12 protein-coding genes are annotated in these 13,773 nt (G+C 57.5%); 9 read left to right on the top strand and 3 right to left on the bottom strand.

Annotated elements, in window-relative coordinates; genetic code table 11:
* Nucleotides 1-169: 169 nt before the first annotated feature.
* The 6 genes from EE949_RS05655 to EE949_RS05630 all read left to right on the top strand — a co-directional run bounded on the left by EE949_RS05655 (nucleotide 170) and on the right by EE949_RS05630 (nucleotide 8,074).
* A complete protein-coding gene (locus EE949_RS05655; RefSeq protein ID WP_122663374.1) occupies nucleotides 170-1,288 on the top strand; it encodes an MFS transporter in 1,119 nt (372 codons plus the stop codon).
* A 286-nt stretch (nucleotides 1,289-1,574) separates the two neighbouring features.
* Nucleotides 1,575-2,255 carry a hypothetical protein gene (locus EE949_RS05650; RefSeq protein WP_122663373.1) on the top strand — a complete coding sequence of 227 codons (681 nt, stop codon included), beginning with the start codon at nucleotides 1,575-1,577 and terminating at the stop codon, nucleotides 2,253-2,255.
* 66 nt (nucleotides 2,256-2,321) lie between these two features.
* Nucleotides 2,322-2,939: a transcriptional repressor LexA gene (gene lexA, locus EE949_RS05645; protein ID WP_122663372.1), complete on the top strand. Its 618-nt coding sequence runs from the start codon at nucleotides 2,322-2,324 to the stop codon at nucleotides 2,937-2,939.
* On the top strand, nucleotides 2,939-3,556 hold the full coding sequence (gene imuA / locus EE949_RS05640) for a translesion DNA synthesis-associated protein ImuA (RefSeq protein WP_122663371.1): 618 nt from the start codon (nucleotides 2,939-2,941) through the stop codon (nucleotides 3,554-3,556). Before lexA ends, imuA begins: the two co-directional genes overlap by 1 nt.
* Nucleotides 3,557-3,563: 7 nt before the next feature.
* Nucleotides 3,564-4,979: a Y-family DNA polymerase gene (locus tag EE949_RS05635; RefSeq protein ID WP_122663370.1), complete on the top strand. Its 1,416-nt coding sequence runs from the start codon at nucleotides 3,564-3,566 to the stop codon at nucleotides 4,977-4,979.
* Entirely contained in the window at nucleotides 4,976-8,074 is a 3,099-nt protein-coding gene (locus EE949_RS05630; RefSeq protein ID WP_122663369.1) for an error-prone DNA polymerase, read from the top strand. Before EE949_RS05635 ends, EE949_RS05630 begins: the two co-directional genes overlap by 4 nt.
* 198 nt (nucleotides 8,075-8,272) lie before the next feature.
* Here EE949_RS05630 and EE949_RS05625 read toward each other — a convergent pair whose 3' ends face one another.
* Nucleotides 8,273-8,710: a response regulator gene (locus tag EE949_RS05625; RefSeq protein WP_122663368.1), complete on the bottom strand. Its 438-nt coding sequence runs from the start codon at nucleotides 8,708-8,710 to the stop codon at nucleotides 8,273-8,275.
* Between the two features lie 615 nt (nucleotides 8,711-9,325).
* Here EE949_RS05625 and EE949_RS05620 point away from each other — a divergent pair.
* Nucleotides 9,326-10,225, top strand: a complete 900-nt coding sequence (locus tag EE949_RS05620) for a polysaccharide deacetylase family protein (protein WP_122663367.1) — start codon at nucleotides 9,326-9,328, stop codon at nucleotides 10,223-10,225.
* A 90-nt stretch (nucleotides 10,226-10,315) separates the two neighbouring features.
* Here the strand turns inward: EE949_RS05620 and EE949_RS05615 are convergent, their stop codons facing one another.
* A complete protein-coding gene (locus EE949_RS05615) occupies nucleotides 10,316-11,404 on the bottom strand; it encodes an NADH:flavin oxidoreductase/NADH oxidase (protein ID WP_122663366.1) in 1,089 nt (362 codons plus the stop codon).
* 86 nt (nucleotides 11,405-11,490) lie between these two features.
* Between EE949_RS05615 and EE949_RS05610 the strand changes: the two genes are divergently transcribed.
* Nucleotides 11,491-11,793: an ArsR/SmtB family transcription factor gene (locus EE949_RS05610; RefSeq protein ID WP_122663365.1), complete on the top strand. Its 303-nt coding sequence runs from the start codon at nucleotides 11,491-11,493 to the stop codon at nucleotides 11,791-11,793.
* Nucleotides 11,794-11,841: 48 nt separating this feature from the next.
* Nucleotides 11,842-12,129 carry a DUF1883 domain-containing protein gene (locus EE949_RS05605; protein ID WP_122663364.1) on the top strand — a complete coding sequence of 96 codons (288 nt, stop codon included), beginning with the start codon at nucleotides 11,842-11,844 and terminating at the stop codon, nucleotides 12,127-12,129.
* A gap of 338 nt (nucleotides 12,130-12,467) precedes the next feature.
* Here EE949_RS05605 and EE949_RS05600 read toward each other — a convergent pair whose 3' ends face one another.
* A complete protein-coding gene (locus tag EE949_RS05600; protein WP_240350345.1) occupies nucleotides 12,468-13,715 on the bottom strand; it encodes an OprD family porin in 1,248 nt (415 codons plus the stop codon).
* Nucleotides 13,716-13,773: the final 58 nt, after the last annotated feature.

Below are 13,773 nucleotides of genomic sequence, written 5' to 3'. Positions count from 1 at the left end.
GTAAATGGAAAATATTTCGATTTGTTGATGTGAGTCATACCCGTTATTCCTAAAGGCTCTTTCGATCGCGCCGCAACGTCGAAAAGGCTATTTCCCCGTCACAGGCTTGTCATGACCAACCCTGACGCGGCATGCTTCGGGTCCGCTTTGTAACCGGATTTTTCTGGATATGGCTTCGGCTCCGCGCACTGCTGATGTTGCTTCCCGGCGTTCCGCAATAGTTCTGGCGCTGTGTCTACCCAGCGATGTCTTGCTGTATCTATTGTTACCCATGCACGTTGAAGCTTTTGGTATCAGCCTGACACAGGCGGGTATCTTGCTGGCGGCAAATCGGTTGGTGCGAATTTTCGGTTACAGCTACGTGGTGCGCTATTACGCACGTAATGGGGATCGTCCTACCGTCATGCTTGCCGCAGCGACGGCGGCGGTCTGCGCGTTGGGCAATGCCTTCATTTCAGGTTTCTGGTGGCTATTGATTCTGCGTCTGGGATGGGGATTGGCCTATGCGGCCATGAACCTCTCAACGCAAGTGCTGGCTACGTCTGAAGCAGCAGGTGCCGCACATCGCTCGGGTCGTTCAAGGGCTTTTATAGCCATCGGCCCCATGATCGCATTGCCTCTGGGCGCGCTCGTCAGCATTGAGTTTGGCCCACGTGTGATATTCATGTTGCTGACCGTTGCTGCACTGATCGGCTGGTGGCTTGCACGGCGCCTGCCTGACAGCCCGCATGCCATGCCTGCCCCCACGGGCCGCCGCTTCAAGGCTCCAGACAGTGTCGCCACCTGGTCATTTATCGAAGGCGTTGCGCTGGACGGATTGTTTATCTTCAGTCTCGCGTTACAGGCGCAGACGGTGATGGGCGGAAATGGCGTTATTGTGGCCGGCGTTCTACTGGCCTTGCGTTATGTTTCTGAGATGGTTCTGAGCCCTGTGGGCGGGCGGGCAGCGGACTATTTCGGCGCGGTTCGCATGCTGGTGGTCTGCTCTGTATTGACGTGTCTTGCACTGATCGCGTTCGGCTCTCACTGGTTGATATTAGGCGCCGGAGGAGTATTGGTTCTGCGTGCCGTGCAACTGCCATTGGTGACGACGCTTGTTGCCCAGCGCAACCCTGGTCCTGAGCGTGTGCAGGCGCTCGCCGCCAATGCGGTATGGCGAGACATAGGTGCAGGCATCGGGCCTTTGTTGGCTGGCTTATTGTTGCCTGTTACTTCTGCCGTATGGGTGTATGCTCTGGCGGGCCTGGCAGTCGCGCTCAGTGCCGTGTTTTGTGGCCTTCGCAAGTAATGGGCGTGAGCAGGCCAAAGTGTTTTATTCAGGAGAAAACACACATCCAATTACACCTTAGTCTTTGATTTTTCCGACTTTCGGTCTGATCGTGTGCAACCTTAAGGTCAATTTTGACTCCTATGGGCACGTCAACAAGATCGAAATATATGCGCGTTAGGCTGTGGGGCGTTTCAGGGACACGCTTCGGAGTGCTCGAAAAAGGAAGTTGTACGGGGTAGCTGACCCAGTCAGGGAAGCATTTCATGCTACGCACCTCACTACTGCACGCCAAAATCAGAGACTCATGAAAATTTTCCGATTCCCTATCCTCAGCCGCCTGCAGCGGCGCTGTGCCTGGTTTGTTGTTCCCGTGGCATTGGTTGCATCGTCCATCGCACTGTTCAGCCTGGGTAAAGGTGTACATGCCGAACCCAAGAACGGTACTCAAACATTAGTGTTCATGCGCCATGCGGAGAAACCGTCCATGGGGCTTGGTCAGCTCAACTGCCAGGGCCTGAACCGCGCCATTGATCTCTCCGAGTTACTGCCGCGACAATTTGGCAAAGCCAATTTCATTTTTGCCGCCAACCCAAGCCGTCATGTGGAGGAGGGTGAGGGCGATCACTCTTACAGCTACCTCCGTCCGTTGATGACGGTCGGGCCGAGCGCCATCAAGCTTGGCCTGCCGGTCAATATTGACTATGGCGCCAATGACACGGGTGCGCTGGCTGATGAGTTGATGCGAGACAAATACCACGACGCGACTATTTATACCGCCTGGTCCCACGGCTACCTGCCGGAACTGATCAACAAGGTTGCCGAAGAAGCCTCTGGTAAGAAAATCACTTTGCTTGATGACTGGACGGGCGATGACTTCGATTCAGTGCTGGTACTGACCCTCAAGTGGGTCAATGGCAAGGCGACGCTTGAATACGAGAACTACAAGCAAGGCCTCAACGACGGTGCCGAGGGTTGCCCGTCCTGAGTTCTTTGATCGCTGAGCGGCGCGGCGACCAAATGCTCTAGCCAGAAATAATACAATGGAGTACAAATGTGCTCCATGAGCACATTATCTCCCAAACGTAGCGCCATCCTGACCTTCATCCGTGATCGTATCGCGCAGCAAGGTCAATCCCCGAGCCTGGCCGAAATCTCCGAAGCCTTTGGTTTTGCTTCGCGTAGCGTCGCCCGCAAGCACATCATTGCCCTGACCGAAGCCGGGCTGATCGAAGTGCTGCCCAATCAGGCCCGGGGGATTCGTCTGGTTCAGGCAGCACCCCGGCCCGAAATGCTGGCCATTCCGGTCATGGGCCGTGTCGCCGCAGGCGTGCCGATCGGTCCGGACGTGGACCACCACGACACCTTGCTGATGGATCGCAGTACTTTCTCCCGCGTACCCGATTACCTGCTGCTTGTGCAGGGCGACTCGATGATCGAGGACGGTATCCTCGATGGTGATCTGGTGGGCGTGCACCGCAGCAGCGATGCCCATGACGGGCAAATCGTGGTGGCACGACTCGATGGCGAAGTGACCATCAAGCGTCTACAAAAGGGCAGCGATACCTTTGTTCTGCTGCCGCGCAATCCGGCGTATGCCCCCATTGTTGTAGAACCGGATCAGGACTTCGCCATTGAAGGTGTGTTCTGTGGTCTGGTGAGGCGTGCATGATGGGCGCCGTGGTCAGTCTCGATGCGCTGCTGGACGAGCGCCGGGTCTGGAAAGGCCGGCAGCCCACAGTGCCCGTCGGCTTGCAGCCTACTGGCCATTCTGCGCTGGACAAGGTATTGCCAGCGGGTGGCTGGCCAGCCTCCGCACTCAGCGAAATTCTCGTGGCGGCCGATGGCAGTGGCGAGCTGCGCCTGCTGTGGCCGACCCTGGCCAGGCTGACCGACAGCGGTGAGCGTGTCGTGCTGGTGGCTCCTCCTTATATTCCATATCCGCAGGCCTGGCTGGCGGCGGGCGTAGACATGCGTCAGGTCAGTCTGGTTCAGGCCAGCGAACGCGATGCATTGTGGGCGGCCGAGCAATGCCTGCGTTCCGGGAGTTGCGGCGCCGTGCTGTGCTGGCCACGCCAGGCAGATGATCGGGCATTGCGTCGCTTGCAGGTGGCCGCTGAAACGGGGCAGACCCTGGCTTTCGCCTGCCGCCCCATTACTGCCATGCACAATCCATCGCCCGCAGCGTTACGCATTGCAATCGATACCAGACCCGAGCAATTACGGGTACTGAAATGCCGTGGTGGCCTGGCCCCTGTTTCCCCTATCCCTTTTTCAACTGACGCCTGAGGTTCCTATGCTGTGGGCCTGTGTCCTGTTGCCACAAATGGCACTGGACGGCGTCATGCGCCGTCGTGCCGAACCTGATGAGCCGCTCGCGTTGCTGAGCGGCACCGCGCAACGACGTATCTTGCAAGCCGTTAACCCGGCGGCCCGAGCTCTGGGGTTACGGGCTGGCCAATCTCTGACCAGCGCGCAGGTGTTGGTCAGGGACTTTGCCACGGTCGAATATGACCCTGCCGAGACCGAGCGCCTGCACCGATTGCTGGCTGCCTGGGCGTATCGCTTCAGCTCGCAAGTCAGCCTCAGGTACCCACGGGTTTTGCTCATGGAAGTCGAGTCCAGCCTCGGCCTGTTCGGGCCATGGCCTGTATTCGAAGCGCGCCTGCGTCAGGAGTTGAGTGCGTTAGGCTTCAACCATCGCATTGTCGTTGCGCCCAACCCTGTGGCTGCGCGTATGCTGGCAAACGCCCATGATGGACTTGCCGTCACCTGTCCCCACGAGTTGCGCCAGAGACTGGAGCACATGCCGGTGGACAGGGTGGGGCTGAGTCGTGAGGTTGCCCTGGCACTTTCCCGTATGGGCTTGCGCAACCTGCGTCAGGTCCTGAGCTTGCCACGCGACACTCTGGCGCGACGCTTTCCCGCGCAGGTGTTGCAGCATCTGGATAACCTGCTGGGCGAGCGTCCGGTTGCGCTGGAGTGTTACGCACCACCGGACTACTTCGATGTGCGTATCGAGTTGAACTTCGATGTCGAGTCACATCAGGCGTTGCTGTTCCCCCTCAAGCGACTGATCGCCGATCTGGCTGCATTCCTGGCTGGACGCGACAGCGGCGTGCAGCGCTTTGGCCTGTATCTGGAACATAACGAAGGACCCGACAGCCTCGTGCCCATTGGCTTGCTCAGTGCCGAACGCGAAGCGGGCATGCTGTTTGAACTGGCCAGAGGCAGGCTTGAACAGATACAGGTGACATCACCGGTACGCGCTGTGCGTTTGCTGGCGCGCGACTTGCCCGCTTTTGTTCCGGTATTTCGAGAGTTGTTTGACGAGCGTCCACAACAGGCATTGCCTTGGGAGCAACTGCGCGAACGCTTGCGCGCGCGTCTGGGCGACGATTCGGTCAATGCAGTGCAGATGCACGCCGATCATCGTCCTGAATGCGCCTGGCAGCGCAATCCTGTAATCAAGGCCAGGCCTCGTGCACCGACAGTCCCCAGGCCTGGCTGGTTATTGCCTGAGCCACAGCCTTTGCAGGGTGTCGGGACGCGGATTCTTGCCGGGCCCGAGCGTATTGAATCCGGCTGGTGGGACGGTGGCGATGTGCGTCGTGACTATTATCTGGTCGAGACCCGGACCGGTCAGCGTGGCTGGGCGTATCGACCTGTTGGCGAGCAGGGTGATCTGTTATTGCATGGCTGGTTTGCATGAAAGATCAATATGCCGAACTGCACTGCCTGACGAACTTCAGTTTTCAGCGGGGAGCATCCAGCGCCCTTGAACTCTTTGAACGGGCTAAAGCCCACGACTATGCCGCGCTGGCGATCACCGACGAATGCACGCTGGCAGGGATCGTTCGCGCCTGGCAGGCCTCGAAAGAAACCGGCCTGCCACTGATCGTGGGCAGCGAAATGCAGATCGACGATGGGCCCAAGGTGGTTTTGCTGGTGGAGAATCTGCAGGGCTATCAAGCGCTCTGCCAGTTGATAACCGTCGCCCGGCGCAGAGCTAAAAAAGGTCAGTATCAACTGTTTCGCGAAGACTTCAGCCATCCCATGCCAGGACTGCTGGCCTTGTGGGTGCCCGACATCGAGCTCCCGGACAGTGACCTGCTTGAGCACGGGCGCTGGTTGGCCAGCCAGTTTGCTGATGTGTTGTGGCTGGCCGTCGAGTTGCATCGCGGACCTGATGACCAGCATCGTCTGGAGAAACTACGGGGTCTTGCGCAAACCCTGAACATTCCAGCCGTGGCTAGCGGTGATGTCCACATGCATGCCCGAGGTCGGCGGGCTTTGCAGGACACCATGACTGCTATCCGCCATCACACTACGGTAGCCGAAGCAGGCCATCACTTGTTCCCCAATGGCGAACGCCATTTGCGCTCACCCAGTGCTTTGGCTGCGCTCTACCCTGAAACGCTGCTGGCTGAAACTGTACTTATTGCCCGGCGCTGCTGCTTCGATCTGAGCCAGTTACGGTACGAGTACCCCCATGAACTGGTGCCATCCGGGCACACGTCCACTTCATGGTTGCGGGAGAAAACCGAGGAGGGGGCGCGCAAGCGTTGGCCATGTGGGCCTACGCAAGAGACAAGGGCGCAGATAGAAAAAGAGCTGGGCCTGATCAGTGAAATGAAATTCGACAGTTATTTTCTGACGGTTCACGACATTGTCCAGTTCGCTCGCGGGCGGGACATCCTTTGTCAGGGCCGTGGCTCTGCGGCTAACTCGGTGGTCTGCTTTGCGCTTGGCATTACTGAGCTGAACCCGGAAAGAAGTAATCTGCTGTTCGAACGTTTCATCTCCAAAGAGCGGAACGAGCCGCCCGATATCGACGTGGACTTCGAACACGAGCGCCGCGAGGAAGTCTTGCAGTACGTGTTTCAGCGCTATGGCCGGGGCAGGGCGGCGCTGACGGCGGTGGCCAGCACTTATCACGGCACGGGGGCTGTACGTGATATCGCCAGAGTGCTGGGCCTGCCGCCCGACCAGATCAACGCCCTGGCGGATTGCTTCAGCAGTTGGAGTGATGAATTACCCACGGTGGAGCGTCTGCGTGAAAGTGGATTCGACCCGCAAACGCCCATACTCCATCGTGTGCTGACCCTGACCCGCGAGTTGATTGGTTTCCCCCGGCATTTGTCACAACACCCCGGCGGCTTTGTGATTTCCGAGCACCCGCTCAACACCCTGGTGCCCGTGGAAAACGCTGCCATGGCTGACAGGACCATCATTCAGTGGGACAAGGACGATCTGGATGCCGTCGGTTTGCTCAAGGTCGATATTCTCGCCCTGGGCATGCTCAGCGCGTTGCGTAGAACCTTTGATCTGGTGCGTCGCTACCGGGGTGATGAATGGACGCTCGCCAAGCTGCCGGAAGATGACCCGCTCACCTACGAGATGATCGGCCGTGCCGACACCGTGGGTGTGTTCCAGATTGAGTCCCGGGCGCAAATGGCCATGCTGCCGCGCATGAAACCCAAGAAGTTTTACGATCTGGTGATCGAGGTGGCCATTGTCCGGCCGGGGCCTATTCAGGGCGACATGGTTCATCCTTATCTGCGCCGGCGCAATAAAGAGGAGGCAGTGACCTATCCGCCCAGACTGGAGAAAGTATTCAAGCGAACCCTGGGCGTGCCGTTGTTTCAGGAGCAGGTCATGGAAGTGGCGATCATTGCCGCTGATTACACGCCCGGTGAGGCGGATGAACTGCGTCGTTCCATGGCGGCCTGGAAGCGTCATGGCGGGTTGGAGCCGCATCGCGTTCGCCTTGCCGAGCGCATGAAAGCCAATGGTTACGAGCCAGCGTTCATTCAACGCATCTTCGAGCAGATCAAGGGCTTTGGCAGCTACGGATTTCCGGAGTCACATGCCGCCAGTTTTGCCTTGCTGACGTATGCCAGTTGCTGGCTGAAGTGCCATGAACCCGCAGCCTTTGCCTGTGCGTTGATCAACAGTTGGCCAATGGGCTTCTACAGCCCGGATCAAATCCTGCAGGACGCCCGTCGCCACCACATCGAAATACGCCCGGTAGATGTGCGCTATAGCGACTGGGACTGTTCGCTTGAGCCTGTCGAACACACCGATCGCAATCGCTCGCTGGCCTTGCGCATGGGGTTACGCATGATCAAGGGCTTTCGGGAGGGCGATGGCCGGCGTATCGAAATGGCCAGGGAGCGGGGCGCATTGCGCGATGCCACCGATTTGAGTCAGCGTGCCGGGCTTGATGGCAGGGTGCTGGAGCAACTGGCTGATTCAGGTGCGCTGCGCGGTTTGATCGGGCATCGTCATCGGGCGCGCTGGGAAGTGGCTGGGGTTGAAGTGCAACGGCCCTTGTTTGGTCCCGAGCAGCGCAGTGAAGAAACACAGGTTTCTCTGCCGTTGCCCACTGTTGCGCAAGACTTGATGGCCGATTACGCCATGACCGGCACCACGCTGGGCCCGCATCCACTCGCCATGCTGCGCCGTCAACTGGCTGCAAAACGTTTTCGCAGCTCAAAAGACCTGCTCGACCTTGAACATGGCCGGACTCTGAGCGTCGCGGGGTTAGTGGTCGGTCGCCAACGTCCAGGAACGGCCAGCGGCGTGACCTTTGTGACACTTGAGGACGAGTTTGGAATGGTTAACGTGGTGGTCTGGCGTGACCTTGCCGAGCGGCAACGCAAAGTGTTGGTGAGTTCGCAGCTGCTACAGGTATTTGGCCGTCTGGAATCACAAAGTGGCGTACGCCATCTGATTGCACAACGGCTCTATGATCTGACGCCTTTGCTGACCGGCCTGGATGTCCGCAGCCGGGACTTTAGATAGCCCCGAAAGATAGCCCCGAAAGATAGTCCCGGGATAGATAGCTCTGGAATCCAGCGCTTGAATGACCGACCAGCCGACTGTGGATACCGACCCCTGCTGCCGACTGACGCCGACCGCACGGTCTGTTGTCATCGCTGTGTAGCGCAGAAGCCTTGATGAGTTGAAATCAAAAAGGCAATTCAGGAGTCGTAGTGACGCTTAACGCGTCTCGGTCGCGGATACGCTTAACGGTGTTTTGCTGGCACTGAGGGTGTTGTTAACGCCATCAAGCAACTGGGAGATAGTCCAGGGCTTGGCGATAAACAGGATATCGGCAGGAAGCTGATCACTACCCGGTGTTCCATGGCCAGACATAACCACAATGGGAATACCCCATTTGGTGGCAACCAGGTTAGCCAGCGCGATGCCATCCATGCTGCCAGGCATACGCACGTCGGTCAGCAGTAGCGAAACATCACCGGCATGCTTTTCGAGGTACTCAACCGCTTGATCGGCATTTTCCACAGACTCAGTCCTGAAGCCGCCCTCAAACTCCAGAATCTCTTGCACAAAGTCCCGGATCATCGGTTCGTCTTCGACGATCAAGATCAGATCCTGGTCTTGTGAGGACTCTTCATACTGCGGTGATTGAGTCATTTTTCCTTTCCTCAGCCTCATACATTAAAAATCGGGAAGCACAGCAACGTGGATCCATTTTGTTGCTCCCCGATATCTGAACAAAACAAACCCGAAAAAATTCATTTTTTTATAAAAAACGACGAGTTGCAGATAACCGGCAGGTTCAGCGATGCTTGAAAAGGACAATTGATGCCTTAAAGCCAGCCTGGCAGGGAAGTTATCACGATTGGAATGTTCCAGAGTCAGTAAATAAAGCCCAAGCGCGCGGACCTGTGAACACGGTCAGAATCGGGCAAAATTATTTACGCTAAATGAACTCCCTATAGGCGTGCACCGTGTCCCTACACCGCACTGTCTCGTGTCAAACATCGGTTTGTGCAGGAGCGCACGAGCAACGCGAGGCCGCGATGGCGGCCCTTGCGATAACTCACTGCAAAGGCGTCGAGCACTACACAGCTAAATGACCTGCGTATACACTCGCGCTTTTGCGAGCAACCAGCACATCCGGGTTTGAATCACCGGGATAGGGCGAACTTGCTGCCTCTCTCGTTAAACGTCCAATAGCGTCTACGCAAGGGTGCCTCAAGAGACCCTGCGCCATACCCTGCGGCTGTAACCCGGAAAACCCAAGTAATGAGAAGTATCTGTAGCGTTTTATCCGGGCTGACCATTTCGGCAGCGCTTGCGGGTTGTATTGCAGCGCCCATCCCCCTGAGTGAACACACCTCGGAACGTTTGAGCCAGCAAGCGCCCATCCGCTTCGTTGTGACTTTCGACGACGGCCCTAGTGCGTCCAGCCTCGCCAACCCGACCCTGGAAGTGCTGCATAGCCTTGCGCAGAATTCTGTGCAAAACGATATCAAAGCGATCTTTTTCGTTCAGACCGGCGTTTCGCGGGCGGGCAACAGCGACCGTGGCCGCAGGATCATGCGCCGCGAAAGCCAGGCAGGGCATATCCTCGGTTTTCACTCGGCAACGCCTGCCCATACCAATCATCGTTCATTGAGCCCTGAAGAGCTGGAGCTCTCCCTGCAGCAAGGCAGTTCGATCATAGCGACAAGCATGGGCAGCCCGCCGACGTTGTTGCGCCCGCCGTTCTGGAACTACGACAGCCGTACATTCGCCGCCTATCAGCGTCATGGCATGCAGGTTTTGTTGACGGACATCAGCGCCAATGACGGCAAGATCTGGGGTTTCAATGCCAGCCCGCGTCGACGCGCGCACATGCTCAGAGAGATGTCCGAGGTGCGCGAGCGAATTGCCAACGGTGAGTTTCACGCGGTAGATGGCGCCATCCCGGTTGTGGTGACGTTTCATGACCTCAATCGCTATACGGCACGGCACACCCGCGAGTACCTGCAGATTCTATTGGACAGCGCTCAGGCAACCGGGCTCAAGGTCGCCCCCAAGCCTTTCTACGACGACCGCGCCGAGTTGCTACGCGCAGCGACATCACGAACGGTGCCGACCAGTGCCGTCGCCGTTCACTTGCCAGGCATGTGGGGCTGGATCTGGGATAACGACTCCAGATAAACAGCGCTTGGCGAACGAGTGACGGAAAACAGAAAGGCGACCACGTGGGTCGCCTTTCTGCTTTATGCCTGTTGCGGTTGACGCAAGTGCTTAGTAACGCTCAAGCCAGTGAGCGTAAGGCGCAGGCAGGGTCCAGGACGCCCGATCGACACCCAGTTCTTTGGCTGCGTAATACGCCCAGTGCGGGTTGGCCAAATGAGCTCGGCCGACCATGACCAGATCAAGCTGACCGTCTTTGACCACCTGCTCGGCGATAGCTGGAGTACCGAAACCCCAGGCTGAGGAAACCGGGATGCCTGCTTCGCGACGTACTCGCTCGGCAATTGGCCCCATGAAGGCCGGGCCCCATGGGATTTGGGTTTCAGCGATGGTAAAGCCGATGCTGACGCTGAGCATGTCCAGGCCTGCGGCCTTGAACTGACGGGTCAGCTCAATGGATTCCACCAGCGTCTGCTCGTCGCGGCCGTCGAACTCTAGTACGCCAAAACGGGCGGTCAGCGGCAAATGCTCTGGCCAGACCTCGCGCACGGCCGCCAGGGTTTCCAGCAGGAACCGGCTGCGGTTTTCAAAGCTGCCGCCGTAGGCATCTTCGCGATGATTGGAGTGCTCGGAGAAGAACGACTGAGCCAGATAACCATGCGCGAAGTGCAGTTCCAGCCATTCGAAACCGGCATCCCGTGCCCGACGGGCTGCGGCAACAAAGTCTTCGCGGACGCGAGCGATGTCATCCAGGGTCATGGCCGTCGGCTGTTTAGGCAGGTTGGCGCCAAAGGCGATGGCGGAGGGGGCAATCGTCTGCCAGCCACGCGCATCATCGGCAGCGATATGATCGTCGCCTTCCCACGGACGATTGGCGCTGGCCTTGCGACCCGCGTGAGCGATCTGAATGCCAGGTACAGAACCAGCCGCCTTGATGGCCTTGACCACAGGCACAAACGCTTGCGCCAGCTCATCGTTCCAGATCCCGGTGCAGCCTGGTGTGATCCGCCCCTCAGGCGACACAGCTGTGGCTTCGACGATCACCAGACCGGCGCCACCACGGGCTATTGCGGCCAGATGGACCTGGTGCCATTCGTTGATCAGGCCGTCAGTAGCGCTGTATTGGCACATAGGCGGAACCGCGATACGGTTGCGCAGCGTGATGTCTTTCAGGGTATAGGGTTGGAACAGGGCAGACATTGAGCGTACCTCGAAGATGGCGTTTCGTTTGTTCGATACTATTCGAACAATGGCTGTTCGGTAAAGCCCCGTGTATGATTCGCCCCATGCGACCATTCAAACATCCCCCAGCCAGCGACTTCGAACTTGAACGTATCTTTCATGCGTTGAGCGACCCGGTTCGTCTGGAGATAGTCCGGCATCTGGGCAGCGTGCCTCAGGCAACTTGCGGCGAGCTGGACGGTGGCCGCCCCAAGTCGAGTATGTCCCATCATTTTCGGGTATTGCGAGATGCAGGCCTGGTCATGACGCAAAGCGCGGGCACGACGCACATGAACTCATTGCGCAGCGACGACATCGACAGTCGCTTTCCCGGACTGCTGACAACGATCCTTGCCCAAAAAGCCTGAAAAGCTTTCAACGATACAAAGGCCTTAAAGATATGGCCGGAGCCGTAAATGAAATTCATACACCAGCGTGAACACCTCAATGAAGACGACATTGTGGTCATTCAGGCTTCACAGACTTGCAACATCCGCCTCATGAGCGATGCGAACTTTCGCAGCTTCAAGAACGGTGGCCGCCACACTTATCACGGCGGTGCTTTCGATACCTTTCCAGCCAAAATCACTGTGCCAAGCAGTGGCTACTGGAACATCACCATCGATACCGTGACCCGCAGAGCCATTAGCGTGACGCGTAAACCGACACTGACACACTCGATCAAGATCATTCGCAGATCGTGATCTCGGAGCGCTTCGGCAGAGCTTTTATATTAGCCTGCAAACTCAAACTCCCTGTGGGAGCGAATTTATTCGCGAAGGGGCCGGTCCAGACAATCCATATCAAGCGTTTGGCAATCAGTTTTCCCGAATGAAGTGGAGCGCCACCCCGGTCGGTCCAACGGGGCCGCCGTCGTGCTTGAGACTATTGTCAGTCTGTGAGCTGTGCTTGCCCGCGATAAAAAACAACTTGGTTCACCTGCACTCCGCGGTGCCTGAATCGCGAGCAAGCTCTGCTCCTACAGAACGCAACATTTCAGTTCAAAAGATCATGCTGCAAGACCTTTCAGGTAGCCGCTGCCTCAGAGATTGATCGGATACTGGGTGATAAACCTTACGTCATCGACGTCACCACTGAACGAGTTGCGATAGGTTGCCTGGCGCACCCGGAACGAAAGGTCTTTAAGCGGACCGCTTTGAATCACGTATGACGCTTCCAGATCGCGCTCCCACTCGTTCTGATTACGCGAGCCATTAGCCAGGCTGATGTTGTCACCGCTGATGTAGCGGGCAAAAACTTCTAGCCCCGGCACACCCAAGGCCGCGAAGTTGAAGTCGTAGCGAGCTTGCCACGAGCGCTCGTCTTCGCGGGTGAACTCGGCATATTGCACATAGTTGGCCATGTAGTCGGTGTTGCCGCCATCGGTGTAAAACACATAGCCGTTTTTGCCAGTGATCGCTTGATAAGCCAGCGTTACCTTATGTGGGCCATATGCGTAAGCGCCCTTGATACTGAACGAATTGCTGTCGATATCCCCGCCATTTTCTGCACCGGTACTCTTCTGGTTGTAGAAGCGAAAATCAGCAGTGAAGGCTTGTCTGGAGTCGATCGGTTTAACCCAGCTGAGGCCCAGATACTTCTTCTTCCACAAGTCTTCAACATCCGACGCGTAAATAGCACCGGTCAGATTCGGCGTGAAGTTGTAAGTAGCACCCACTACATCGGCCTTGGTCATGCCACTGGCGTTGTGAGCACTCTGGCTGTAGGTACTCAACGAGGTCAGGTGTGCAACATCAACTCGCAGGTTGTCGATTTCCTTGCTGCTCAAGTAGAAACCTTCGGTTGTTTCAGGCAGCAAACGGCTGTCACCGGTGGAGTAGACCGGCAAGTTCAGCGTCTGCTGACCGTACTTCAACACGGTCTTTGAAATCTTCACCTTCACTGCCCCGGCGGCACGCGAGTAGTCGTCTGCCGCGTGGTCGACGCCCGCCACATGGTTGCCACTGCTCGGCAGCAAGCCGCTGCCGATTCGGTCCGAGCTGCTGTCGAGCTTCATGCCGTAAAGGCCAATCGCATCGACCCCGAAGCCTACGGTCCCGGGGGTGAAGCCCGAGGTGAAGGTGCCGATGAAACCTTGCGCCCACTCCTCGCGATAGCTCTGTGCATTGGACGCCGCATTACGGAAGTCGCGATTGAAGTAGAAGTTTCGCGCCACGATTTGTGTGGTGCTGTCTTTGAAAAACGGATTGCCGAGAACATCATCCCCCAACGCCGCGCCGGAGATAGCCGCGCACAGCGTTGCACTGCCAAGCATGAAAGCTGACCGCATGGTTTAAACCCTTATCGAAAATAATCAGCAGATGCGAAGTTGAAAAACGCTGTTTTTA

Source organism: Pseudomonas viridiflava, assembly GCF_900602065.1.
Lineage (GTDB): Bacteria > Pseudomonadota > Gammaproteobacteria > Pseudomonadales > Pseudomonadaceae > Aquipseudomonas.
This window is presented reverse-complemented; position numbering and strand designations above follow the sequence as displayed.

What these genes read in the sequence shown, in the direction of transcription:
- EE949_RS05625 (WP_122663368.1), bottom strand. Translation starts at nt 8,710, where the DNA reads ATGACTCAATCACCGCAGTATGAAGAGTCCTCACAAGACCAGGATCTG.
- EE949_RS05655 (WP_122663374.1), top strand. Translation starts at nt 170, where the DNA reads ATGGCTTCGGCTCCGCGCACTGCTGATGTTGCTTCCCGGCGTTCCGCA.
- imuA (WP_122663371.1), top strand. Translation starts at nt 2,939, where the DNA reads ATGGGCGCCGTGGTCAGTCTCGATGCGCTGCTGGACGAGCGCCGGGTC.
- EE949_RS05635 (WP_122663370.1), top strand. Translation starts at nt 3,564, where the DNA reads ATGCTGTGGGCCTGTGTCCTGTTGCCACAAATGGCACTGGACGGCGTC.
- EE949_RS05600 (WP_240350345.1), bottom strand. Translation starts at nt 13,715, where the DNA reads ATGCGGTCAGCTTTCATGCTTGGCAGTGCAACGCTGTGCGCGGCTATC.
- EE949_RS05650 (WP_122663373.1), top strand. Translation starts at nt 1,575, where the DNA reads ATGAAAATTTTCCGATTCCCTATCCTCAGCCGCCTGCAGCGGCGCTGT.
- lexA (WP_122663372.1), top strand. Translation starts at nt 2,322, where the DNA reads ATGTGCTCCATGAGCACATTATCTCCCAAACGTAGCGCCATCCTGACC.
- EE949_RS05615 (WP_122663366.1), bottom strand. Translation starts at nt 11,404, where the DNA reads ATGTCTGCCCTGTTCCAACCCTATACCCTGAAAGACATCACGCTGCGC.
- EE949_RS05605 (WP_122663364.1), top strand. Translation starts at nt 11,842, where the DNA reads ATGAAATTCATACACCAGCGTGAACACCTCAATGAAGACGACATTGTG.
- EE949_RS05630 (WP_122663369.1), top strand. Translation starts at nt 4,976, where the DNA reads ATGAAAGATCAATATGCCGAACTGCACTGCCTGACGAACTTCAGTTTT.
- EE949_RS05620 (WP_122663367.1), top strand. Translation starts at nt 9,326, where the DNA reads ATGAGAAGTATCTGTAGCGTTTTATCCGGGCTGACCATTTCGGCAGCG.
- EE949_RS05610 (WP_122663365.1), top strand. Translation starts at nt 11,491, where the DNA reads ATGCGACCATTCAAACATCCCCCAGCCAGCGACTTCGAACTTGAACGT.